The sequence below is a fragment of the Ruegeria sp. BC5 genome (genome assembly GCF_056539205.1).
This window is the reverse complement of the sequence record NZ_JBQFUN010000009.1, coordinates 61,113-84,680: the sequence shown is the minus strand read 5'-3', so window position 1 is coordinate 84,680 and position 23,568 is coordinate 61,113. Positions and strand designations below refer to the sequence as shown.

Below are 23,568 nucleotides of genomic sequence, written 5' to 3'. Positions count from 1 at the left end.
AACGTCGGCACATAACAGTGAAATAGGGCTGATACAAACAATTGCCTGAACCAACTCTATCACGAATGTCGGGGTCGTGGTTATTTCCGCCGTTTGGCGCGCAGGGTTGGGTCGGCCAGTGTCGGGTCTTCGGGCCAGGGATGCTTGGGGTATTGCGCGCGCATATCCTTGCGAACATCGGCGTAAGAGCCCGCCCAGAATCCCGGTAGATCACGGGTGATCTGGATCGGTCGTTGCGCAGGAGAAAGCAGGGTGATTTTCAACGCCTCGCCCCCCACAACCGGATGCTGCGTGACGCCAAACAACTCTTGCAGGCGCACGGAAATCTCAGGCACCGCGCCGCCATAATCAATCGGCACCTTTCGGCCCAGCGGTGTTTCGAACGATCCGGGCGCGCGGCGATCCAGTTCTTGCGTCTGGATCCAGTCTAGCCGGGCGCGCAGAGCGGGCAGCAGGTCAAACCGCTTCCACTCTTCGGCGTTGCGTACGCCCGAGAGCATGGGCAGCAGCCAGTCCTCAAGCGACTCTGTTAGCCCTTCGATGGTAAAGTCAGGCAGATCAGCCCCTTCGGTCCGCACCAATTCAACGCGCGCCGCCAACCGCGCCGCCGCCCCGTCCAGACGCAATCCAAGATCGCGCACGCCATCCAGCATGGCCTGCGCCACGGCATCGTCCGGCACGTCCTTCCACAGACGGTCGCTCAGCGTTATCGCGCCGAACCTTTCCTGTTTGCGCGCCACCACCCGGCGGTCGCGTTTTGACCAGGCGCAGCTGTCGACCCAGCTGATTTGACCGGAAAACAGATCGCGAATTTCGCCTTCGCTGATCTGGGCGGCCATGCGCACCCGTGCTTCGCGCGGATTACCGTCGGTGTCCGTGACCACCAGATAAGGTGCCGCGGCCAGCGTATCGCCGCTGTCCAGCACCACCCCTTTGCCGCCTGACAGAACATAGCGGGGAACGTCACCCTTGCGGCGCTGTCCGATGCGGTCGGGATAGGCCGACGCGGCCATGGCGGCGGGGCTCAGATCACTGGCCTGGCCCTTGGTACGCAGACGTTTGGTTTCGGCTTTGATCCGATCCACTGCGCCCGAATTCACTTGCCAGACGCGGTTGCGTTGAAACGCGCGGATGTCGCGCAGCGCCTCTAGCCGCAGCAAAAGGTCTGACGGCGCGCCCTTTAGCGGATCGCGTTCGGCCATCAATGCGGCCAAAGTGGCGGCACCGGAACCGGCAGACACCAACATATGACCCAGACGCGGATGCAGGGGCAGGGCAGCCAGGGCGCGCCCGTGTTCGGTAATCCGCCCCTTGGCATCCAGCGCGCCCAGCATCGTCAGCAGAGCCTTTGACTCGGCCATCGTGCCTTCGGGCGGCGGTGTCAGAAAGGCCAGATCGCCCGGTTCGGCACCCCACAGCGCCAGTTCCAATGCCAAACCTGTCAGGTCCGCGGCCTCGATCTCGGCCGGAGGATAAGCAGACAACGCACCTTCTTCACCCTTGGACCACAACCGATAGCACTTGCCCTCGGCCACGCGGCCTGCGCGACCGGCGCGCTGGGTGGCTTCGGCGCGGGTTACACGCTCGGTTACCAAACGGGACATGCCCGAACCGGGATCGAACCGCGCCCGTCGCGCTTGCCCCATATCAACCACGACCCGAATGTCGGGAATGGTCAGTGAGGTTTCGGCAATCGACGTGGCCAACACCACTTTGCGCCCTTGATCCACCGGCGCAATCGCAGCGCGCTGGGCGGCAAAAGGCATGGCCCCGAATAGGGGGCGCAGCACGCAGTTCTCCGGCAGGCGCGCGGACAAGGCGGCCTCGGCCCGGCGAATTTCACCCTCACCTGGCAAGAACACCAACACCCCGCTGCCGGTTTTGCGCGTGTCCCTTTCAGCCTGAACAACCAGATCGACCAGAGCGTCCAGCCGCCGTGCCTGCGCCCCCAAAGGGCGGTCCAGCCAGTGTGTTTCGACCGGAAAACTGCGCCCTTCGGAGGTGACCATTGGCGCGCCCATCAACCGTCCAACCGGCTCGGCATCCAACGTTGCCGACATGGCCAGTAGCATCAGGTCATCCCGCAGAGCGCCGGTGACTTCCAAACAAAGGGCCAATCCCAGATCGGCGTTCAGGGATCGTTCGTGGAATTCGTCGAAAATCACGGCGTCCACACCCGGTAAGTCGGGATTGGATTGCAACATCCGGGTCAGAATGCCTTCGGTCACGACCTCGACCCGGGTTGATTTTGAAACCTTGGCTTCGCCCCGCACCCGATAACCTACGGTCTCACCCGCGCGTTGGCCCAAAGTGTCGGCCATCCTTTCGGCAGCAGCGCGCGCGGCCAATCTGCGCGGCTCCAACATCACGATCTTGCCTTCGCACAAGCCCGCCTCGAGTATCGCCAGGGGAACTCGTGTTGTTTTACCTGCCCCCGGAGGGGCCTGAAGAACAGCGCGGCCTGAATCCTGGAGGGCCGCAAGCAGGTCTGGGATGGCGTCTTCAATGGGCAGTCGTGTCATGCGGGCTTTATCCGCCAACGAAACGGCAAGGTCCAGTTCCGCCATGTGCGCGGCGCGAACAGGAGTAGCGCAACCGCTAACAGCGGAGGAACGGCAACACATGGGTGCGAATAATTGGTGTGCGGCGTATTTCCGCAGCGGTCCAGTCTGGACAAACAGTTTGTCGGGGCGGCAAGTAGTCGTGCCGCAACACATCGAGGATGAAATGGACATAGACAGCCTGAGCGACAGGATTTTGAACGGTGAGCGGCGCGCACTTGCCCGCGCCATCACTCTGGTCGAAAGCGGCCGTGAGGATCACCGGGCACAGGCGACCGAATTGCTGGCGCATCTGGCTAAATCCAAACGGCAATCGCTGCGTATCGGCCTGTCAGGGACGCCAGGGGTTGGCAAATCCACCTTTATCGAAAGCTTTGGCATGATGCTGATCGCCCAGGGGCTGCGGGTGGCGGTGCTGGCGGTTGACCCTAGCTCGTCCCGCTCCGGAGGCTCGATTCTGGGCGACAAAACCCGGATGGAACGTCTGAGCCGCGAGAGAAACGCCTTTATCCGCCCATCCCCCAGCCAGTCGCATCTGGGTGGTGTGGCCCGACGTACGCGCGAGGCGATTGCCCTGTGCGAGGCCGCCGCTTTCGATGTGGTGCTGATCGAAACCGTGGGTGTGGGCCAGTCGGAAACCGTTGTGTCCGAAATGTCCGACCTGTTCCTGTTGCTGCTGGCCCCAGCAGGCGGAGACGAATTGCAAGGTGTCAAGCGCGGCATCATGGAAATGGCCGACATGATTCTGATCAACAAGGCTGACGGAGATCTGAAGCCTACTGCCATCCGCACCTGCGCTGACTATGCCGGAGCGCTGCGCCTGTTGCGAAAGCGCCCGCAGGACCCCGAGACCTTTCCCAAGGCTATGACAGTGTCGGCGGTGGAAGAACACGGCTTGGAAGACGCGTGGTCCGAAATGCAATCGCTGACTGATTGGCGGCGTGAAGCTGGCCATTGGGAGGCCAATCGAACCAATCAAGCGCGATATTGGTTCGATCAAGAGGTCCGGCATGCCCTGTTGGCCCGGCTCGAAACACCACAGGCGCGTGCGATGATGGATCGTTTCAGCACTCAGGTAGGTGAAGGTGTCCTTAGCCCATCGATCGCGGCCAAACAAATGCTGACTGAATTGGCGGCAGACTAACCGGCCGGGCAGAGTGGCGCGTTCATCATTTGTCGTGTAAGATCGACGCGAATGCAATTTTGAGTTGTGCGATTGGCTCAGGCGACAGGAACCGTCGAACATGCCCGATATCAACGGGACGAATAACGACGACGACATTGAAGTCACCGACAATACCGGTTCTTTAAACGGGACAACGGTACCCGGACCAATTGACAATATTCGCGCCAGACAGGGCGATGACGACGTAACCATTACCAACAGTACGATTTCCGGTTCCGTGCGGGGCAATCGCGGAGACGACGATATCGTTATCACCGGCAGTACTGTGGTCGGGCAAGTGAATGCCGGAATTGATGATGATACGGTCAACCTTCAGGGATCTACCGTTGGTGATGTTCGGCTGGGGCAGGGCAACGACACCCTGAACATCAACAGCACAAACGTAACGGGCGACGTTCGCGGTGGCGGCGGAACGGACAGCTTGAACCTGCCCGTCGGTACGGTCGTCACCGACGATACGTTTGGAACTTTCACCGTTGCCGAAGGTGTTTCCTACTCGGTCTCAAGCGGCACTTTTATCCTGCCGTCGAACCTACCGTCTGGGCCGTCCGTCTCTTATCAGGCATTCGAGAACGGAACAGGGGTTCCATGCTTCACACGCGACACTGAGATTTTGACACGATCCGGCCCGGTGCTTATCCAAGATCTCTGCACCGGTGACATGATTGAGACACTGGGTAAGGGGTTGCAAAAGATTCGCTGGATCGGGAGGCGACGCTTTGATCTAGACGGATTGAAGGGGAACCCCAAACTTTATCCCATTCGAATTCTGGCAGGGGCGCTGGGCGGCGGTTTTCCAAGTCGGGACTTATTGGTCTCGCGACAGCATCGGATGCTGGTCCAGTCCCCCATTGCCCAACGCATGTTCGACGAACGCGAAGTGCTGATTCCCGCCATCAAGCTAACAGCCTTGCCCGGTATATTCGTGGACAAAGACGTCACATCGGTTGAGTACTACCATCTGCTTTTCGATCAACATCAGGTCATCTTTGCCGAAGGCGCGCCGACAGAAAGCCTGTTTACAGGGCCCGAGGCGCTGAAAACTCTGAGTTCAGAGGCCCGCCGCGAGATTTTTGAGATATTTCCTGAGCTGATCGAAAAGAAACTGACACCGCGGCCCGCCCGCTATATTCCGCGCGGACGGCAGCAGTCGCATCTGTTGGAACGCCATCGCAAGAACAAAAAACCGCTTTTGCAGGCGTGTATCCAACCGCCCGGTGATGCCTGAGCAAAGATTTCGCGCGATCTGTCTTGACCCTTCTGGCGATTCCCACTACACGCATCCAACCAGTTTTCGGGCGCGACTTCGGGTTGCGCCCCTTGTGATTTGGCCGCTGGCATCATGCCCGGCCTCCAGAAACAAAGGAAGAAACCATGTCGCGCCGTTGCGAACTGACCGGAAAAGGCCCGATGACTGGCAACAATGTCAGCCACGCCAAAAACAGAACTCGTCGTCGTTTTCTGCCGAACCTGAACGACGTTACCCTTCAGTCCGAGACCCTGGGTCGTGGCGTCAAGCTGCGCATCTCGGCGGCTGCACTGCGCTCGGTCGACCACCGTGGTGGTCTGGACGCGTTCCTGGCCAAAGCCAAGGACGAAGAGCTGTCGGCAAACGCACTGAAAGTGAAAAAGGAAATTGCCAAGGCGCAAGCCACGGCCTAAGCCCTTTTTCCTTGAAAGAATTCAACCCTGTACCGCAAGGTGCAGGGTTTTTTCTTGCGCGGCCTGCTCCTGAACTGGAATTAAATTTTCAGCCACGGTGATATTGTTCACATACCATGCGCCAGGACTGTTTTATGTTTAGTCATATTCATCTGGCGGAGTTTACCCCCATGTCTTTTAAATTGTCTGATTTCCTCTCCCTGTTGGCTGCCTTTTTTGGCAAGACGTTTGGGACATGCTTTCGGATGCAACGACAGGTGAACAGGTTGCATACGAGCCTGACCAAAGGGTCCGTCAAACGTCCGGGCGTGGACAGCTGACACGAACCCAGTGGTTGCGGGTTTCAGGCGTATTCGATTGCGCTTGAAGCCCGCTTTGAGTCCGGCCTATATCAGGCGCAGGATGAAACCCGTTCTGAACAGATTTCTGCCTTTGGCGCTTTCGCTGCTTGTCATTCTGACAGGGCAGGGGGTGGCTGCATCGCGCGGTATGGACAGGGCGGTGGGGCAGATGGTGCTTTGCACTGGTACAGGCCCGGTGGTGGTCTATATGGACGCCGAAGGCCAGCCGACTGAGCCCCCTCATTTCTGCCCTGAATACGCGCTGACCCTCTTGGGGGCGGTCGTTGTCCCGGCAGCCGCCATGCCCGTTGCGCCAGAACAGGTTCAGCCCGCGCCTTTGCGCAAGGCGGGTAATCTGGTTGCCCTGCCGGTTCCCTTCAGACCGGCGCGCGCGCCTCCGGTTGTGATCTGAAGACACATTTTCTTTCAGACACTTATACAAGGAGAGGTGCAATGTCCCTCAAATCCAAACTTCTGATCACTCTGGTCGCTGCAACGCTGGCAACATCTGCTTTTGCTCAGGATACGATTGCCATTGATAACGCCTATGCGCGCTCCGCAGGCAAAGCAGCCAAGGCCGGTGCTGCCTTTATGATGATCAAAAACACGGGCGAGGCTGACGACCGGTTGATTGGCGTGGAATCCGATGCGTCTGCACGTGTTGAGCTGCATACCCACAAGATTGATGACAACGGCGTAGCTAAGATGATGCACGTCGAAGAAGGTTTTGTCATTCCAGCCGGTGAAACCCACATGCTGAAGCGCGGTGGCGACCATGTGATGTTCATGGGGCTGACTGCCCCATTCGAGCAAGGCGCGACCGTACCGGTGACGCTGATTTTTGAGAAGGCCGGAGAGATCGAGATCGAGGTGCCGGTTGATCTGGAACGTCAGGACGCCGGCGGCCACGGGACACATTCGAACTGAGGCTACGCCTGTCTTCAGGCCGCGCTGCGGCCCTCATCCATGCGTCAGGTCGGGCTTTGCCCGGCCTGTTGCCGTTTCCGGAGGTGGTTAGCGATTGACCACGCGCATGGCGACCCGGTCATGGGCGCGTTTGAACCGGGCGGTCAGCCAGAACATCACCGCCGAGAAGGCCAGGGCCCCGAAGGCAATGGCCCATCCCAGCGCCACCATTCCGCTGCCGGGCCAGAAGATCAGCACCAACCCGATCAGCAGCGCTATGACCCCGGAATTGCGCACTGAGGGCGCATCGGGGTGTTGATCCGACATTTGCCGCCATGCCATCAGCGAGCCAACGCCGATGATCAGGGCCCACGCCCCCAACAAGAAGAAGGTCAGCCGCGCCACGCCTTCGGGCCACAGGAGAAGTACCAGACCGATCAACAGGGCGCCGACCCCTACGCCCCCTATCAATCCACGCCGACCAAAGCCCAGCAAGGTCAGGCCACCATCCACGATCAGAAGCAGACCGACCAGACGCAACAGCAGTGAAATGCTGCCTGTCGGCCAGAACAGCGCAGCGATGCCCAGTGCCCCAGCGAAGATGCCGCGCAACAGGAACGTCCACCACAGTCCCGCGAGTTGATCGCCCAAAGCGTCGCGGCCGTCCAAAGTGCCATCCTCGAGGATTTCCTCGTGCGGGGATTGAGGGTCTGACATGATGCTCTCCCAGCTGGTTAGGCCTTCACTATAAACGGAAAATTCTGCCGGTGTCTGCTGTCATCTCGGGCTGAGCAAGCCATCTACCCAAGATGGGACTGTTTCCGTAGCGGGGCCGAGAATGACCTCATCAAAACTGGAGGCTCCGGTTGAAGGTTCGAGGTTCAGTTCGACCGTGCGGGCGCCGGATTGCAAGGCTTCATGAACGAAGGCGGCGGCTGGATAAACCTGACCCGAGGTGCCGATGGCAGCAAACAGGGTCGCTTCGGCCAGATGGTCGTAGATTGCGTCCATGTAATAGGGCATCTCGCCAAACCAGACCACATCCGGTCGCGCGGTGGCGGCACCGCAGGCAGGGCAGGGTTCGCCCACGGCCATCTCGGGTGGTGATGCCCAGCGGTGGTTGCATGCTGGGCAAAACGCTCCGGCCAACGTGCCATGCATGTGGATCACATGCTCGGCGCCGCCAGATTCGTGCAGGCTGTCGACGTTCTGAGTGACGATCACCACCTCGCCGGGAAAGTCCATTTGCAGCCGTGCCAGCGCGGCATGCGCAGCGTTAGACTTGGCCTTGGCAGCCTGCACGCGCCGGGCGTTGTAGAACCGGTGAACCAGAGCGGGATCGCGGGCGAAACCTTCGGGAGTGGCGACGTCCTCAATCCGGTGTTGTGCCCATAATCCGCCTTCATCGCGGAAGGTGCCCAACCCGCTTTCGGCAGAAATACCGGCCCCTGTCAGTATGACGATCTTTTCCATCTTTGCCCTTCGCGTTACACCTTGGCCCATGACCCACCGTATCCTCTTTGTCTGTCTCGGCAATATCTGCCGTTCTCCTGCTGCCGAAGGCGTGTTTCGCGCCCGCGCGCCGCATCACACTACCGATAGCGCCGGAACCTCGGGTTGGCATATTGGTAATCCGCCTTATGGGCCGATGCAGGCAGCGGCACAGGCCCGCGAAATTGACCTTAGCGACCTGCGAGCCCGGCTGTTTGTAGCCGAGGATTTCGAACGGTTCGATTTGATCATCGGTATGGACGCCGAGAACATTGCAAATATCGAGGCGTTGCGCCCCGCTGGGAGCACTACCCCTGTACAGTTGCTCACCGATTTTGCACCCGAAACGGGTGCCGATCATGTACCCGATCCGTATTACACCCGTGATTTCGACGGGGCGCTGGACCTAATCGAAGCTGCCGTTGAAGGGCTTCACGCGCATCTGCGGGCCTAGCCCATTACTTTCAGTTTATCCGTCAGCCATGGCAGTTGCGCCAACGCCGGGTCGACGATCTGATTGCGCATAAGGCGGCGCATCATGCCCGCGACCTCTTGTGGAACCTGATCGGACCAATCGGTGCGCGTGAACAGGGATATTGTGCGCGAAAACTCTCCGAATGGTACCGGATGGACCGCCAGCGCGTCGTGGAAACGCGCTGCCCGCATATAGCCCAGCGGTGTTGTGATCGCCCAGCCCAACCCGCGTGCGACCATGGCCATTAAGGCAAGATGCGAACCGATCTCGAACCGTTCCTCATATTTCTGTTGCTGCCGCGCCAGATGCGACTCGATCTGGCGGCTGATCAGCTGTTCACGGGCATAGCGCAGAAAGGGCAGGTCCTGCGTGGCATTGTCGACCCCCTTGGGGGTCACCAGAATAAATGGGTCGCGGACCAAGGGATATTCGACCACACCTTCAAGCACTTCGCCGGAATGGGCCGAGACCATCAGGTGCAGGCGTTGCGCTTCCAACTCGGCGAACAGATCCAGGCTGGGCAGGGTAATGAGCTTGAAATTCGACCGTGTCAGGCTGTCGGCCAATAGGGTCGCCAATCGAGGCGTCAGGTCATTGTCAAAGTCGTCGATCAGCCCGATGGACAAAGTGGTGAGGTGCCCCAGGTCCATCACGGTCAACTCGCTTTGTGCTATTTGCAGCTCGGCCAGAACTGACTCGGTTCGTGCCAGAAAGCTGTGCCCGGCCTGGGTAAGCCGCATCGGGCGTCGCCCGTGATCCACCAATTCGGTGCCAAGAGCGTTTTCCAGATTACGCAATTGCTGTGACACTGAAGGCTGGCTGAGCCCGGTGATCTCGGCCGCCTGCGCCACCGATCCCGTCCGCGCCAAGGCTTCGAACACTTCGAGCCCACGCAGGGTCAGCCCTTTCATTACCATTGGATACACCTTTCGCTGCGCCTTTTCTGGGGCGCAGGACGGATCAGGTCAAGGATTCAGAATGCCTTAGCTGCAGATCGCCTGTGCCATCTGGCCAAAGTTCTGATACCGATCCCACAGCGCATCATCGCGCGCAGTTTGCGACATCTTCAACTCTTGCGCCTGGTGGGGGTCGGTGAACCACTTCGCGACGGTTTTCTGATCGCTGCGGGTCAATGCCTGATTGGCCACGCGTTGAATGCAGTTGCATCGATCCCGTGTCGCGGCTGTACGATCAGACGCCAGACACGCCCGTTTGATCTGCGCAGCTTCGACCGGTGCTATCGCCGTCAGAGATGTGGCACAAAGTGCGATTAGGAGGAACTTTTTCATGCTCTTGCCTCGTTTTTGCCTGCCCGGAGTGATCTGACGCCCCTCTCGGTCTGCGGCGGAGTATGAATCAATCGGGTTTGCGGATCAATGGACAACAGCGATTGGAGCAAAAATGCGGCCTCACGGCGTTTTAAGGCCAGTCTTGCCGTGTCTGTTGTTTCCATAACACGCCCCGTGAGTTCGGGAAAAAATAGCCTGTCCGGGTTTGGCTGATCCGCCAAACATGCGGCCAGCAGACTTTCGGAGGCTGCGCCGTTCGCCCGGACGACGTTATGCCGTTCCAGTAAAAAGTGATGAAAGCGCGCCGTTCGATCTGTAGTCAGATATGCGATACCGGCATCCACAAGGCTTATGGCGGGGACAAAAACTTCATTCTCTGCGAACAACAACTCGGCCAATGGATGTGAAATCAATATCCTATGTTGCTGGGAGACTTTGAGCGGGGCAAAGTTGGATAGAACGCCAACGGGAATTTTCACTAGTTTGAAGCGGCCTGCAGCAATGACATCCTGGACACCCGTCCATTGCACCGAAACAAACCCATCATCCTGTGTCCAAACCCTGTCACCCGGCTTCAATGCTTCGATTGGCAGGTGACCCTGTTCCGTTTCAATTAAAGTTCCGGCATCATAGCAGATCGGTGTAACATATTCGCTTTCATCAAAGCTCGGGCCTTCCTGCGTGCTGACAACGGTCAAGGGCACGCCAGCGGGGGGAAACTGACCGGGCCCTCCGATAAAGGCAATCCCCTCAACGGTTCCGTATGCCGGAGAAGAGTTGGTTACGTTGAACGCAACCGCCTGCCAAGTGTTCACTCCATCTGTTAAGGTGATGCCGTACTCAGCCTCAACTCGCGTGCCGTCGGTGAATAGCGTGCCGTCTATCGTCTGGTCGCCATCCAAACGCTGATTTCCATCGTTGTCGGCAAAATTGGTGTCGCTTCCCGCGTCGGTGATGAAGACCTCGGTCGCCGCGCGAGAGTCAATCGTGATCGTCTGACCGATCAAATGTATGCCCGTGCCCTGAGTGATGCCGTCCAACCCCTGAGGCACCGTGATCGACAGTTGGCTTTCACCAAGAACGAAAATCGAATAGTCGGCCAACGTTTAAACTGCTTTCTTGTTAGTGTTCGGGCCAATCAACGGCATAATCCTATCCGTTCGCAAATACTGGGTAAATGCATTTAGGTAGAAAGACCCACTGCGCGCCTATGCTGCAACGCTTCACGGCTTGACGAGACCCAAATCTCCGGACATATCCCAACCCATGACAGACCTCGCTCATATCCGCAATTTCTCCATCGTCGCGCATATCGACCATGGCAAATCCACTCTTGCTGACCGGCTCATCCAAGAGACCGGAACGGTCAAGGATCGCGACATGAAGGAACAGCTGCTCGACAGCATGGATATCGAACGCGAGCGTGGCATCACCATCAAGGCCAACACGGTCCGCATCGACTATACCGCCGACAATGGCGAGCAATACGTGCTGAACCTGATCGACACCCCCGGCCACGTGGACTTCGCCTATGAGGTCAGCCGGTCCATGCGCGCGGTCGAGGGCTCGCTACTGGTTGTGGACTCGACTCAAGGGGTCGAGGCGCAGACGCTGGCGAACGTCTATCAGGCCATCGACGCCGATCATGAGATCGTGCCGGTGCTGAACAAGATCGATCTGCCCGCGTCCGATTGTGACCGCGTGGCCGAACAGATCGAAGACGTCATCGGCATCGACGCGACCGACGCCATTCAGGTCAGCGCCAAGACGGGGCAGGGCATCCACGAGACGCTGGAAGCCATCGTGCAGCAACTGCCCGCACCGCAGGGCAATCTGGATGCACCGCTCAAGGCGATGCTGGTGGATTCCTGGTACGACGCCTATCTGGGCGTCATCGTTCTGGTCCGTATCATGGACGGCACGCTGAAAAAGGGCATGCGGGTCAAGTTCATGTCGAACAACACCCTGCACCATGTCGACCGCGTCGGTGTCTTCCGCCCCGAGATGGAGATGGTCGACAGCCTCGGCCCCGGTGAGATCGGCTTCCTGACCGCTTCGATCAAACAGGTCCGCGACACCCGCGTCGGTGACACCATCACCAATGACCGTAACGGCACCGAAGAGGCCCTGACAGGCTTCAAACCCGCGCAGCCGGTGGTGTTCTGTGGTCTTTTCCCCGTCGACAGTTCCGAATTCGAAGACCTGCGCGACGCGATCGACAAACTGGCCCTGAACGATGCCAGCTTTAGCTTCGAAATGGAAACCTCGGCAGCCCTTGGTTTTGGCTTCCGCTGCGGCTTCCTGGGCCTTCTGCACCTTGAGGTCATCCGCGACCGTATCGAGCGCGAATATGATATCGAGCTCATCACCACCGCGCCGTCGGTGATCTATCACGTCTATATGAAAGACGGCGAGATGATCGAGCTGCACAACCCCGCCGACATGCCCGACCCATCCAAGGTCGACCATATCGAGGAACCGCGCATCAAGGCGACCATTCTGGTGCCTGACGAATACCTCGGCGATGTGCTGAAACTCTGCCAGGACCGCCGCGGCATCCAGCTGGACCTGACCTATGCGGGTTCCCGCGCCATGGTCGTCTATGACCTGCCGCTGAACGAGGTTGTCTTTGACTTCTACGACCGCCTGAAATCGGTGACCAAGGGCTATGCCAGCTTCGACTATCAGATGACCGGCTATACCGAGGATAATCTGGTCAAGATGTCGGTGCTGGTGAATGACGAACCGGTCGACGCGCTGTCGACCATGGTTCACCGCGACCGGGCCGAGATGCGGGGCCGGGCAATGTGCGAAAAGCTCAAGGACCTGATCCCGCGCCACATGTTCAAAATCCCGATCCAGGCCGCCATCGGAGGCAAGGTCATCGCCCGCGAGACCCTCTCGGCGCTGCGCAAGGACGTGACCGCGAAGTGTTACGGAGGCGACGCCACGCGGAAACGCAAACTGCTGGATAAGCAGAAGGCGGGTAAGAAAAAGATGCGCCAGTTCGGGAAGGTGGATATCCCGCAAGAGGCATTCATCTCTGCGTTGAAGATGGATGGATAATTCTGGTTATCCGCCAAATGTAATGTATCGGCATCGCGGTTACACAGATCGCGATTTGGAAGACCCAGAAAAGCGTGCTCGGTTAGAGGATGAATTGGAGGCCGCCCAAAATGGGTGTGTTTGGTTTTCGTCCTTAAATAGCCAAAATGATCCATTTGACACTTTGCCTGTGCTCGTCGATTCTAGGCGAGTGGAGATACAACAGTTATTGAAGGCGTTTCAAAGGGAATACGGTAGAAACGCAATGATTTCTGGAGGAAATCTCGCAGTTGGAGCCAATAATTTAGGTTTCCAGAAAAATAAAGTTAGAGATGCATACTTTGATGCAGAGCGCTTCAAAACCAATATTCGTGAGCTTTTGGGCGAGGCGCGGGAACGGCAAACGATCTGTTGTTTTACGGCCAATCCTTTTAGTTCTCTGATGTGGGCGTACTATTCTGCATCTCATCAGTCCTTTTGTTATGAGTTTTCTTGCGAAAATGAGGATTTGGCTGCGGCTAGGAAAGTCGTTGCCAAAGTAGAATACTTGGAAAGCCGCCCAACCTTGACGACAGTTCAAGCTATCCGTTGGTTGATCAATAGTAGTCGCCGAGCGAATCCACCAAAGCATCGAACTCTAGCCGTTTCGAGTAAAGAAGCAACTATGGTTAATGATGCTCTGGTGCTGTCAAAGTCTAAAGAGTGGGATCGTGAATGCGAGTGGAGGGCTTTGAAAACACAAGGTGATTCCGCGGGTTACAATTCGATTGCACCTTACCAACTAAAGTCCATTGTGCTTGGTGCCAATGCCAGCGAACGACTCAAAGTGTTTTTGATGTCTCGCATTGGCTCAGATGTAGAAATCAGGAATTTAGCGCTCTCAAAACATTCGTATGATCTTGAGTTTGCTTGACCAACCATCTTGGATGAACTCACTTCAGTGGGCTAATTAACAAAAACCGCAGGTGATTGACGTTCCACCCGGCGGCACAGCCGGGCCGCGCTGACCCGCCCCCTTCAAACCGTAGGTTTGCCTCCGGCAAAACGGGCGGCGCGTTTGCGCCTCCCCTTGGGCCGGCGCTGCCCTCAGCTCTGCTGATTGGCCGTCTACACTACCGGTTGCAATTCCAGACAAAGAGATCGAACGTTTCGCGAGTATGTTCAGGAATAACCCCAAAATCGAATTCGCTCTCGTGTGCCTTTGGGTGGTTGGCGTCGTTGCCTACCGCTGGACACGTTATGAACCGTGGTACATCGCCGATACAATTTGTTCTGCCGTAATTGTAGGTGCATCCTACCTGTATCTCTTCAAACGGAAACCGTAGGGCGGGCTTCAGCCCGCCATTCGCCTGGCCGAACCAACGCGCATTAATCGGATGGAGATGGCGAGCTGAAACCCGCTCTACGGGTGGATTGGTGGGTTGAAAACCCACCCTACGTAGGATGGGTTTTCAACCCATCACCCACACTGTGACCCACCTCACAGCCCCAACCGCACCCTCCTGCTACACTTGACCCAACGGAACCCTCTGCAGGAGGCCCAAATGTCCGCATCCATGATCCCCCTTATCGCCCTCGGGTCGGCGGGTCTCTATTCCGTGGCCATGATCGCGATGAAGTTCTGGTGGAAACTCCCCGGCGTGGGCCTCGGCCTGCTGATTGTGGCAACCCTGCTGGCTGGAGCAACGCTGGAGCTTGCCGCGCTGCGTAACGAACGGCTGGGCATCATCTATACCGGCATTCTGGGGGCCGAGGTCATCCTGATCGCCATCGCCTCTTACTTCCTGTTCGGCGAAAACTTCTCTGGTCGCGAAGTCGCCGGGATTGGTCTTGTCCTGGTCGGCACGGCCTTGGCATGGGCCTGATCGCGCCTCGAACTTGCACTTATTCTGACCCAGATCAAGGATCACCCTCAAGCTTGGTTTTAAGGTGCGCGCAAACAGACTGGAAAAACGAGGCACCCTATGCTGACCCTGATGCTGATCCTTCACATCTTTCTTGGTTCCACCTTTGCCGGGTCCGCAGTAATTGCGGTTTTGGCAATGGGTTACACGTCGGCGACGCATATTCTGGTCGCAGCTGTCGTGGGGTTTGTCGCGGCGTTCCCGGTTTCGTATCTGGTGGCTCGCAAGCTCGAAAGCTGATCCGTGGTGCATAGTTCCCCGTTTTAGACGCACACATCTCAATCTGTTATTGTGTCCGCGGGGGACCGCGTTTGGGCGGCTTTATTCTTCGGGTGCCTGCAACGCATGACCCTCAGAAATGAGAGGTTATTATGCACAAATTCTTAACGACGACCGCAGCCACAGTTCTGACCCTAGGCTTGTCCGCAGGTTTGGCCCAGGCCGAGACCTATGACGCCGCAGCCAAGGGCATGGGGACGAACGCGAACCAGGTCTATGGCATCTCGGACGGGAACGCCGTGGTCAAAACGCAGACCGACTATGACAGTTTCGAAGTCACCGCCGGGCACCCGCTGGAGGGGGCAACGGGTTCGTGCTTCGGTGCGCTGCTGGTCAACGGGGCTGCGGTCTCGGGCACCGGGAATTGTGTGTTCGATACCACCTCGGGCGATAAGGCGGTGATGACCTGGACGGCCACGGGCCTTGGTGCGGATGGGGCTTTGACGGGCGACTGGACCGTCTCGGGCGGTTCGGGCAGTTGGGCCAGCGCAACCGGGGGCGGGAGTTTTTCGTCGCTGACCGATCCTGACACGAAGAAGTTTGTGAATACGATCACAGGTAGTATCACAATCGAATAGATCAATCTTCACAAAGGCTTGCGACAGGGGTGCGGGGTTTGACGTGCCCCCGTTCGCTGTGGATGTCTAAGGGGTCCATGAACCAATCATGAAGTTTCCCTCAGGTAAGTTGTAACTGGATCGCGCCCTTCCAATCTGTTGAGCAGGCCAGCATCGGCCCGACAGAAGGAGAGAGCCAATGACCAGATACATGACTGCCGGAGCAGCCGCTCTGGCCACGACCCTCACCCTTGGTACGGCCGCGCTGGCTGATACCGCGCCGGATCTGCGCGGTACCTGGTTGGGCTCGTACACAACCGTTTCACCAAGCCATTATCAACGCGGCGATGAGCCCAGGTTCAATCAGGCTGAATGGATGTTGGATGTCCAGATTCAGGAAGACAACGTGTTCTGGGGTCCCAGCAAATGGCGTCGCGAAGGCGATGCCGAGTGGAACGAAAATGAGGCCACTGGCACCATCAGCCTGGACGGTTCGGGAAGTATCGGGATCATCGAAACCTCGCCCATGATCATCGGCGCAAACGCGTTGATCGACGCCCGGTACGAAGATGGAAAGATCTATGCGGATTTCCGTAGCCTGCGTAACGGAACGACTTACAGCACCGTTCTGGAACGTCAGGTGAACTGAAGCGTTTCTGGCCCGATCGGTCTGTAGGGGGTACTGGCTGCGGTTTGTTGCAGCACGTAATAGGTAATCCTGATCGGGTCGGAGCGCTTCTCAAAAAGCGGAACTATGATCCCCTCGGTGAGGGGGCGGGTCGGGCGGTGATGGTGCCACCTGCGACAGGGCTCGGATTGGTCTATGCCCAAAAGCGGCGTTCCTCGGTACAGGCCAGCCGGGTTTCGCGATCCTTCAGCGCGGTATTGCAGAAAGTGGGCAATGGCGCTCGACCCAAAACTCACATTATGTCCGCTGCGAAAAGTGGGATCGATTCTTGGAAACTTGCCTCTGGGGATCGGTGAATCTCACGGTTGTTACTAATTTGACCGATTAATGGCCTTTGCACTCGCAGAAAGACTGCAAAATTGCGTTATTGTCGGATGATTTTATTTTTCCACCGCCAAGCCAGTGGCACTTCGAAGTTTCCAGAGTTATCCACATAAGCTTCCCGGCACATATCAACATCTTATCCCCGTCTAATTTTCATGCTGCAGTGCTATTTTCTTGTTCGAGACAGGTCCGAATGTAACAGTCTGATTACTGCAACGGTTCTTCGGAACCTAAGCGGGGCGCAAAGGCCAGGGGGTCAGAGCGATGAGAGCGGATTTTAGGATTTGTTTTTCGTTGCAATGATTTACCGGTGGGCAAATGGCTGATCTAGGTTTCGAATTTGGATCAGGCGATTACCCTCTCAGAAGGTCGGCGCGTGCTGTGTGGTGCCAGCAGGTACGACGCAGCGGCTTTGGCCCTTTAGGGGGCCGGGGCAACTGGCTCGGGACGTTCCTCGGACGTGTCGACCCGGCAAGGCGTCAGGAGTATCCGCAAGGATGCATGCATGGACCGCGTCTGCGCACCTGACGCCTTTTCCTTTTGCCGGACATTGGCTTGAAACAGACTGCCACTCTATCCCCTTTAAAAAAGGGAACGGGGTTCTTGTGTGTACACAAGAACCCCGTCGTGTTGTCAGAAATGCAATACCGCGTCTATGCACCTGTGATCCGCAGTTTACTGTGGATCGTGGCCGGTATCAACTATATGTTGCGGTTCCTGCCTCGACCCAGCAATAAATGGAGTGGTTTACAGGTTTTCCTGCACGTCCGTGGCCGCGCCTTGAATCGCGTCGCCTGCTTTCTCGATGTCTTTGCCAGCGCCCTTTGCGGTTTCACAAGCGGTGAGGGTGAACAGGGCCAGGCCAATCAGAATTGCACGGGTCATCGGTGTCTCCATTTGTGTCAGTTATGTGTTGCGTAGCAGTTTTTCCCGAACGGAACCAGAGCTTTGGGTCCCGTATTATTCCTTGCGGATCAACGGACCAAGCAGCGCGGTTGCAACAAAGATCAAAGCCGCCGCACAAACGATGCTGGGCCCGGCTGGCGTGTCGGCCAGATACGCGCCCCACAGCCCGCCCAATGCGGCCACAGAGCCTATGATCGCGGCGTAGAACGCCATGGCTTCGGGTGTTCTGACCAAAGACCGCGCACCCGCCGCAGGGATTACCAGCAAGGCTGCGATCAAAAGAACGCCAACCACCTTGATTGCAACGGCCACGACCAGAGCCATGGCAACGGTCAGCCACATTTCTTCGCGCTTTGGGTCGATATCTGAGGCGTAGGCCAGGTCCGGGTTGAGCGTGGCCACCAACAAGGCTGACCACCTCCAGATCATTAGGGCAAGGATCAATGTGCCGCCAACCCAGATTGTCGTCAAATCGGTTTTGGTGACGGCTAGGATGTCGCCGAACAAAAAGGCGTTCAGATCCAGTCGGACATCCGCCAACAAGGCTACGGTGACCAATCCGGCTGCCAGTGCAGTATGGGCGATGACGCCCAGCAACGTGTCCATGGCAAAACCCTTACCACGCAGCAGCGTCACGGTCAGACCCATGGCCAAAGCGGCAGCGACAATAGCTGGCAGGAAGGGCAGCGAAAACGCAAGCGCCAGCGCAACCCCCAAAACCGAGGCATGCGCGGTCGCCTCGCCCAGATAAGCCATGCGACGCCAAACCACGAAACAACCCAGAGGGGCCGCCGCAATTGCAACGCCAACCCCTGCAAGGGCGGCGCGTACCATAAAATCGTCCAGCATCAGTTGGTATTGTCCTGTGCGTGATGGTGATCGTGATGGTGGGAATGGCTGTGCTTATGTTGATACAAAGCCATGGTGCCCTTGGTGCCGCTGCCGAACAATGCCCGGTATTCAGGTGCGTCAGCGACAGTGTTGGGCGAACCTTCACAGCAAATATGTCCGTTCAGACACAGCACTCGGTCCGAGGCCGCCATGACCACATGCAGGTCGTGGCTGACCATCACGACCGCGCAGCCCAATTCGCGGCGAACCTGCTCAATCCGTTGGTAGAACGCAGCCGCACCGGGTTGATCAAGCCCTTGTGTCGCCTCGTCCAATAGCAGCAGTTGCGGATTTTCCAGCAAAGCACGCGCCAGAAGAACGCGTTGAAACTGGCCGCCGGACAGTTTCGTCATTTGCCTGCTGCGAAGGTCGGGGACCCCGGCAATGTCTAATGCATTGACGGCGTCGCGGGCCGAGATGCGCTTGGGAAGACCTAGAAACCGCTGGACTGTCATCGGCAGGGCCGCATCAAGCGCCAGTTTCTGGGGTACATAACCGATACGCAGGCCTGGCGCGCGTTGCACGGTGCCTTGGGCAGGAGAGACCGCACCAATCATCGCGCGCAGAAGGGTCGATTTGCCCGATCCGTTTGGTCCGACAATCGTGACAATCTCGCCTTCGGAAACCGAGGCGTTCACATGTTCAAGAATGGTTCGGCCATCCACGCGAATGGACATGTCCTTCAGAGAGATCAGCGTTTTTGTCACGGTTGATCCCCAATGCATTCTGGGCACAGACCTTCGGCTTCGACCACAACCCGCTCGATGCGAAACCCCGAGGTGCTGGCCGCAGCGCCCAAACGCCCCTGCGTCAGCTCGGTTTCAGTTTCGGCTACAGCTTTGCAGGATCGGCAGATCAGGAAGGCCGGAACATGGTCATGGGTCGGGTGGGCGCAGGCGGTATAGGCGTTCAGTTGTTCGATCCGGTGGACAAACCCGTTCTGCACCAGAAAATCCAGTGCGCGATAAGCCACGGGCGGTTGCGAACCCATCCCCTCGGCGGACAGGACGCTGAGGATGTCGTAGGCACCCATTGCCCGATGTTTTTCCAGCAGAATCTCAAGTACGCGGCGCCTGACCGGTGTGAATTGCAGGCGCTGCGCTTTGCACTTTGCGTCGGCCTGAGCCAGAGCTGTATGAACGCAATGCGTGTGGTCGTGTTGTCTGAAGCCAACTGTACTCATGGTGACGCGCTCCGGGTATTTTCTGCTTGATATGTTATAACACCAGGCTTATCAAGCGCCCAAAGAATGTGATAACATATCATCTTGGAGTGCGCATGATCCGTTTTTCCCTTTATGTAATTGGTGCCGGATTGGCAGGTCAAGCTGCAGCCGAAGCCCCAAAGGTCGCCACTGATATTGCTCCGGTTCATTCCTTGGTGGCACGCGTCATGGATGGGGTAGGATCGCCAGATCTGATCATCCCGCCGGGTGCTTCGCCGCACAGTAACGCGATGCGGCCTTCTCAGGCGCGTGCATTGCAATCGGCGGATGTGGTGTTCTGGGTCGGCGAAGAGCTGACTCCCTGGATGGCCAAGCCACTGAGTGCATTGTCCGAGGATGCGCAGCTTGTGACTTTGCTGGATACAGATGGAACAGTTCTGTACGATTTTCGCGATGTTACCGAAGAGGGTCATGAAGAGGATCATCATGATGATCACGATGATCACGATGACCACGCCAAGCATGACGACCATTCTGATCATGACGACCACGACGATCATGATGGTCATGACGATCATGCCGAAGACAAACATGAAGGCCACGACGACCACGAAGAAGGGCACGCAGGCCACGACGATCACGGTCATGACCATGACGGAATTGATCCGCATGCCTGGTTGGACCCTGAAAATGCGCGGGTTTGGATTCAGGTAATCGCGGAATCTCTGGCGACCGCTGATCCGGAAAACGCGCAACAGTATCGAGACAATGCACAGGCCGCCGATGCCGAACTGGCTGGCTTGCAGGATGAAATAGCTGCTGATTTAAGCGGCATGCAGGCACGCAGCTTCATCACATTCCATGATGCCTATCAGTATTTCGAAAAGCGCTTTGGCTTGGAAACCTCTGGATCCGTCAGCTTGGGCGACGCCTCGGCGCCGGGACCCGCGCGTCTGGCCGCCCTGCAGGAAAAAGTTACCGAAGATCAGATCGTCTGCGCCTTTGCGGAACCGCAATACGACACTCGTTTGGTGAAAACTGCGATTGAGGGAACGGGCGCCGCAATCTATCATCTGGATCCGATCGGCGTGGCCCTTAACCCTGGCGCAGATCAATATACGGATTTGCTGCGCGCATTGGTCGACGGTTATCAGGCCTGTGCCAACGGATCGTAAAAAGCTGAAAGTTCAGCCTTTTTCCTCGCCACAGAACATGTCGTAGACAAGTTCCAGCATGCGGCGCGGGCGGTCATCCGCCAGACGATAATAGATCGCCTTGCCCTCGCGGCGGGGCGTCACCAGCCCCTCAAGGCGCAGGCGCGACAATTGCTGGGACACGGCAGCCTGACGCGCCGATAACAATTCTTCCAATTCGGTCACGGATTTTTCGCCAGACACCAGGTGGCACAGGATCATCAGGCGACCCTCATGGCTGATGGCTTTCAGAAAATTCGACGCGCGCGTCGCGTTGTTGACCATCTTGTCGAACGACTCGGGAGGCATATTTTGCGAAAGCTGGGGAAGGGCCATCGTTTGTTTCCTTTTCTACGCGTAAGCGGGGTGGGTGTTGTTTTGAGCGGATCCGATACGCGTTATGTTTGGTTACATATTATGATCATGTATTTCCATATGCACGGATCAAAATGATGTGATGTGACAGCGATGAGATTTGATGGACATCACCGCGATAACTTTGGCGACAGCGGGATTGGGCCTTAAAACACGGCGATAGGGGGTGAAGTATCCGGTCCCCCTTGCAGCCCCCCGATGGCGACACTAAGACTCGGGTAACGTTTCTTCGGGTAATGTCCCGATCCATAGCAAAGCAGGCAGGTTCAGAATGTTCGATCCAGTTGATACCTATATGAATACGCTCGTCCCAATGGTGGTCGAGCAGACCAGCCGGGGCGAACGGGCCTACGATATTTTCTCGCGCCTTTTGAAAGAGCGGATCATTTTCATCAACGGCCCGATCCATGACGGGATGAGCCATCTTGTCGTGGCGCAGCTGCTGCATCTTGAGGCGGAAAACCCCAGCAAAGAGATCTCGATCTACATCAACTCGCCAGGTGGAGTGGTGACCTCGGGTTTGTCGATTTACGACACAATGCAGTATATCAAGCCGAAATGTTCGACATTGGTAATCGGTCAGGCGGCCTCGATGGGGTCGGTTTTGCTGGCTGGTGGCGAAAAAGGCATGCGGTTTTCGCTGCCCAACAGCCGCATCATGGTCCACCAGCCCAGCGGCGGGTATCAGGGTCAGGCCAGCGACATCATGATTCACGCAGCCGAGACACAGAAACTGAAGGATCGCCTTTATGACATATACGTGCGTCATACGGGCCAGACCAAAAAGGCAGTTGAAAAAGCACTTGATCGTGACAATTTCATGAGCCCGGAAGAGGCGAAAGATTGGGGTCACATCGACGAAATCGTTGAAAACCGCGCCAAATTGGACGGCGACGAGGCCTGAGTTTAAGCCCCCGGGCCGGTGGTGCGGGGGCGCATTTTGAGATTGTAGCCGTCTCGGTGCTGGCCTAAGCTGCACCAACAGGTGGCAAGCGCGGTTCAGGATGGGCCGCAGGGACGAAGCCCGAAAGGTAGAACATGGCGACGAATTCAGGCGGTGACGGCAAGAACACGCTCTACTGTAGCTTCTGCGGCAAGAGCCAGCATGAGGTGCGCAAGCTGATTGCCGGACCGACCGTGTTTATCTGCGATGAATGCGTCGAACTGTGCATGGACATCATCCGCGAGGAAACCAAGGCCAGCGGTCTGAAGTCCTCGGACGGGGTTCCGACACCGAAAGATATCTGCGAGGTTTTGGACGACTATGTGATCGGTCAGGCGACGGCCAAACGGGTTCTGTCGGTTGCGGTTCACAACCACTACAAGCGTTTGAACCACGCCCAAAAGGCGGGTGGCGATATTGAGTTGGCGAAATCCAACATCCTTCTGATCGGCCCAACCGGTTGCGGTAAAACCTTGCTGGCGCAGACATTGGCTCGAATTCTGGACGTACCGTTCACCATGGCAGATGCCACCACGCTGACCGAAGCCGGTTACGTGGGTGAGGATGTCGAGAATATCATTCTCAAACTGCTGCAAGCCAGCGAATACAATGTCGAACGCGCGCAGCGCGGCATCGTATATATCGATGAAGTCGACAAGATTACACGCAAGTCCGAAAACCCGTCGATCACGCGCGATGTGTCGGGCGAAGGCGTTCAGCAGGCGCTGCTGAAACTGATGGAAGGCACCGTGGCCAGTGTTCCGCCGCAAGGTGGTCGTAAGCATCCGCAGCAGGAATTCCTGCAGGTGGACACGACGAATATCCTGTTCATTTGCGGTGGTGCGTTTGCGGGTCTGGACAAGATCATCGCGCAACGTGGCAAGGGCTCGGCCATGGGCTTTGGTGCTGACGTACGTGACAATGATGAACGCGGTGTGGGCGAAATTTTCAAAGATCTGGAGCCCGAAGATCTGCTGAAATTCGGTCTGATCCCGGAATTTGTCGGTCGTCTGCCGGTTTTGGCAACGCTGGAAGATCTGGATGAGGACGCGCTGGTTACCATTCTGACCAAGCCCAAGAACGCTCTGGTCAAACAATATCAGCGCCTGTTCGAACTGGAAGATGCCGAGCTGGCGTTTACCGACGACGCGCTGAAGGCGATTGCCAAGAAGGCCATCGAACGTAAGACCGGCGCGCGCGGGCTGCGCTCGATCCTCGAGGACATCCTGCTGGATACGATGTTCGAACTGCCCGGCATGAAAAACGTGACCGAGGTTGTGGTCAACGAAGAGGCTGTGTCGTCCGACAAGCAGCCGCTGATTATCTACGCGGACGCGGCGGAATCTGCCTCGGCCGGTTAAGTTCAAAACGAATTAGCAAACACGGC

General features: G+C 57.4%; 26 protein-coding genes. 15 read left to right on the top strand and 11 right to left on the bottom strand.

Going from position 1 to position 23,568, the window contains the following annotated elements; genetic code table 11:
- Positions 1-80 precede the first annotated feature (80 nt).
- Positions 81-2,522 carry an ATP-dependent helicase HrpB gene (gene hrpB, locus ACR0LY_RS17610; protein WP_170351363.1) on the bottom strand — a complete coding sequence of 814 codons (2,442 nt, stop codon included), beginning with the start codon at positions 2,520-2,522 and terminating at the stop codon, positions 81-83.
- Between the two features lie 205 nt (positions 2,523-2,727).
- Here hrpB and meaB point away from each other — a divergent pair, with 205 nt between their 5' ends.
- The 5 genes from meaB to ACR0LY_RS17585 all read left to right on the top strand — a co-directional run bounded on the left by meaB (position 2,728) and on the right by ACR0LY_RS17585 (position 6,677).
- A complete protein-coding gene (gene meaB / locus ACR0LY_RS17605) occupies positions 2,728-3,705 on the top strand; it encodes a methylmalonyl Co-A mutase-associated GTPase MeaB (protein ID WP_170351482.1) in 978 nt (325 codons plus the stop codon).
- Between the two features lie 100 nt (positions 3,706-3,805).
- On the top strand, positions 3,806-4,975 hold the full coding sequence (locus ACR0LY_RS17600) for a Hint domain-containing protein (RefSeq protein ID WP_170351362.1): 1,170 nt from the start codon (positions 3,806-3,808) through the stop codon (positions 4,973-4,975).
- Positions 4,976-5,121: 146 nt separating this feature from the next.
- Positions 5,122-5,409, top strand: a complete 288-nt coding sequence (gene rpmB / locus ACR0LY_RS17595; RefSeq protein WP_050603240.1) for a 50S ribosomal protein L28 — start codon at positions 5,122-5,124, stop codon at positions 5,407-5,409.
- Between the two features lie 402 nt (positions 5,410-5,811).
- Complete coding sequence (locus ACR0LY_RS17590; protein ID WP_170351361.1) at positions 5,812-6,162, top strand: hypothetical protein; 351 nt, start codon at positions 5,812-5,814, stop codon at positions 6,160-6,162.
- A gap of 41 nt (positions 6,163-6,203) precedes the next feature.
- Positions 6,204-6,677, top strand: coding sequence for a copper chaperone PCu(A)C (locus ACR0LY_RS17585; RefSeq protein ID WP_170351360.1), 474 nt, complete (start codon positions 6,204-6,206; stop codon positions 6,675-6,677).
- Positions 6,678-6,764: 87 nt separating this feature from the next.
- On the opposite strand, the gene ACR0LY_RS17580 is transcribed toward ACR0LY_RS17585, so the two are convergent.
- Together ACR0LY_RS17580 and ACR0LY_RS17575 are read right to left on the bottom strand one after the other, a co-directional pair.
- Positions 6,765-7,373 carry an HdeD family acid-resistance protein gene (locus ACR0LY_RS17580; protein WP_170351359.1) on the bottom strand — a complete coding sequence of 203 codons (609 nt, stop codon included), beginning with the start codon at positions 7,371-7,373 and terminating at the stop codon, positions 6,765-6,767.
- Positions 7,374-7,433: 60 nt separating this feature from the next.
- Entirely contained in the window at positions 7,434-8,129 is a 696-nt protein-coding gene (locus ACR0LY_RS17575) for an NAD-dependent deacylase (protein WP_170351358.1), read from the bottom strand.
- Between the two features lie 28 nt (positions 8,130-8,157).
- Between ACR0LY_RS17575 and ACR0LY_RS17570 the strand changes: the two genes are divergently transcribed.
- A complete protein-coding gene (locus ACR0LY_RS17570; protein ID WP_170351480.1) occupies positions 8,158-8,601 on the top strand; it encodes a low molecular weight protein-tyrosine-phosphatase in 444 nt (147 codons plus the stop codon).
- Here ACR0LY_RS17570 and ACR0LY_RS17565 read toward each other — a convergent pair.
- From ACR0LY_RS17565 to ACR0LY_RS17555, 3 genes are all read right to left on the bottom strand, one after another.
- Positions 8,598-9,539: a LysR family transcriptional regulator gene (locus ACR0LY_RS17565; protein WP_170351357.1), complete on the bottom strand. Its 942-nt coding sequence runs from the start codon at positions 9,537-9,539 to the stop codon at positions 8,598-8,600. The genes ACR0LY_RS17570 and ACR0LY_RS17565 overlap by 4 nt on opposite strands.
- Positions 9,540-9,605: 66 nt before the next feature.
- Entirely contained in the window at positions 9,606-9,911 is a 306-nt protein-coding gene (locus ACR0LY_RS17560; protein ID WP_170351356.1) for a hypothetical protein, read from the bottom strand.
- On the bottom strand, positions 9,908-11,014 hold the full coding sequence (locus ACR0LY_RS17555; RefSeq protein WP_480641196.1) for a Hint domain-containing protein: 1,107 nt from the start codon (positions 11,012-11,014) through the stop codon (positions 9,908-9,910). Before ACR0LY_RS17555 ends, ACR0LY_RS17560 begins: the two co-directional genes overlap by 4 nt.
- Positions 11,015-11,177: 163 nt before the next feature.
- On the opposite strand from ACR0LY_RS17555, the gene lepA reads away from it, so the two are divergent.
- The 6 genes from lepA to ACR0LY_RS17525 all read left to right on the top strand — a co-directional run bounded on the left by lepA (position 11,178) and on the right by ACR0LY_RS17525 (position 16,345).
- Complete coding sequence (lepA, locus tag ACR0LY_RS17550; RefSeq protein ID WP_170351354.1) at positions 11,178-12,977, top strand: translation elongation factor 4; 1,800 nt, start codon at positions 11,178-11,180, stop codon at positions 12,975-12,977.
- Positions 12,970-13,869, top strand: coding sequence for a DUF2971 domain-containing protein (locus ACR0LY_RS17545; protein WP_170351353.1), 900 nt, complete (start codon positions 12,970-12,972; stop codon positions 13,867-13,869). The genes lepA and ACR0LY_RS17545 overlap by 8 nt, the downstream gene beginning before the upstream one ends.
- Before the next feature lie 631 nt (positions 13,870-14,500).
- Positions 14,501-14,821, top strand: a complete 321-nt coding sequence (locus tag ACR0LY_RS17540) for a hypothetical protein (RefSeq protein WP_170351352.1) — start codon at positions 14,501-14,503, stop codon at positions 14,819-14,821.
- 99 nt (positions 14,822-14,920) lie between these two features.
- A complete protein-coding gene (locus tag ACR0LY_RS17535; RefSeq protein ID WP_170351351.1) occupies positions 14,921-15,100 on the top strand; it encodes a CTP synthetase in 180 nt (59 codons plus the stop codon).
- A gap of 131 nt (positions 15,101-15,231) precedes the next feature.
- A complete protein-coding gene (locus ACR0LY_RS17530; protein ID WP_170351350.1) occupies positions 15,232-15,717 on the top strand; it encodes a hypothetical protein in 486 nt (161 codons plus the stop codon).
- 178 nt (positions 15,718-15,895) lie between these two features.
- Positions 15,896-16,345 (top strand): hypothetical protein, encoded by a 450-nt coding sequence (locus tag ACR0LY_RS17525; protein WP_170351349.1) that lies wholly within the window; start codon positions 15,896-15,898, stop codon positions 16,343-16,345.
- A 1,110-nt stretch (positions 16,346-17,455) separates the two neighbouring features.
- Here the strand turns inward: ACR0LY_RS17525 and ACR0LY_RS17520 are convergent.
- The 4 genes from ACR0LY_RS17520 to ACR0LY_RS17505 all read right to left on the bottom strand — a co-directional run bounded on the left by ACR0LY_RS17520 (position 17,456) and on the right by ACR0LY_RS17505 (position 19,688).
- On the bottom strand, positions 17,456-17,593 hold the full coding sequence (locus tag ACR0LY_RS17520) for an entericidin A/B family lipoprotein (RefSeq protein WP_082643663.1): 138 nt from the start codon (positions 17,591-17,593) through the stop codon (positions 17,456-17,458).
- 75 nt (positions 17,594-17,668) lie between these two features.
- Positions 17,669-18,463: a metal ABC transporter permease gene (locus tag ACR0LY_RS17515; protein ID WP_170351348.1), complete on the bottom strand. Its 795-nt coding sequence runs from the start codon at positions 18,461-18,463 to the stop codon at positions 17,669-17,671.
- The gene (locus ACR0LY_RS17510; RefSeq protein ID WP_254428622.1) at positions 18,463-19,182 is read right to left on the bottom strand and encodes an ATP-binding cassette domain-containing protein; all 720 of its coding nucleotides are present in this window, start codon (positions 19,180-19,182) and stop codon (positions 18,463-18,465) included. The genes ACR0LY_RS17515 and ACR0LY_RS17510 overlap by 1 nt, the downstream gene beginning before the upstream one ends.
- 26 nt (positions 19,183-19,208) lie before the next feature.
- Complete coding sequence (locus ACR0LY_RS17505; RefSeq protein ID WP_170351346.1) at positions 19,209-19,688, bottom strand: Fur family transcriptional regulator; 480 nt, start codon at positions 19,686-19,688, stop codon at positions 19,209-19,211.
- 95 nt (positions 19,689-19,783) lie between these two features.
- Here ACR0LY_RS17505 and ACR0LY_RS17500 point away from each other — a divergent pair, with 95 nt between their 5' ends.
- On the top strand, positions 19,784-20,845 hold the full coding sequence (locus ACR0LY_RS17500; protein ID WP_170351345.1) for a zinc ABC transporter substrate-binding protein: 1,062 nt from the start codon (positions 19,784-19,786) through the stop codon (positions 20,843-20,845).
- A 12-nt stretch (positions 20,846-20,857) separates the two neighbouring features.
- On the opposite strand, the gene ACR0LY_RS17495 is transcribed toward ACR0LY_RS17500, so the two are convergent.
- Positions 20,858-21,199, bottom strand: a complete 342-nt coding sequence (locus ACR0LY_RS17495) for an ArsR/SmtB family transcription factor (RefSeq protein WP_170351344.1) — start codon at positions 21,197-21,199, stop codon at positions 20,858-20,860.
- A 310-nt stretch (positions 21,200-21,509) separates the two neighbouring features.
- Between ACR0LY_RS17495 and ACR0LY_RS17490 the strand changes: the two genes are divergently transcribed.
- Both ACR0LY_RS17490 and clpX read left to right on the top strand, forming a co-directional pair.
- Complete coding sequence (locus ACR0LY_RS17490) at positions 21,510-22,142, top strand: ATP-dependent Clp protease proteolytic subunit (protein WP_170326811.1); 633 nt, start codon at positions 21,510-21,512, stop codon at positions 22,140-22,142.
- Between the two features lie 134 nt (positions 22,143-22,276).
- Positions 22,277-23,542, top strand: coding sequence for an ATP-dependent Clp protease ATP-binding subunit ClpX (clpX, locus tag ACR0LY_RS17485; RefSeq protein WP_170351343.1), 1,266 nt, complete (start codon positions 22,277-22,279; stop codon positions 23,540-23,542).
- Positions 23,543-23,568: the final 26 nt, after the last annotated feature.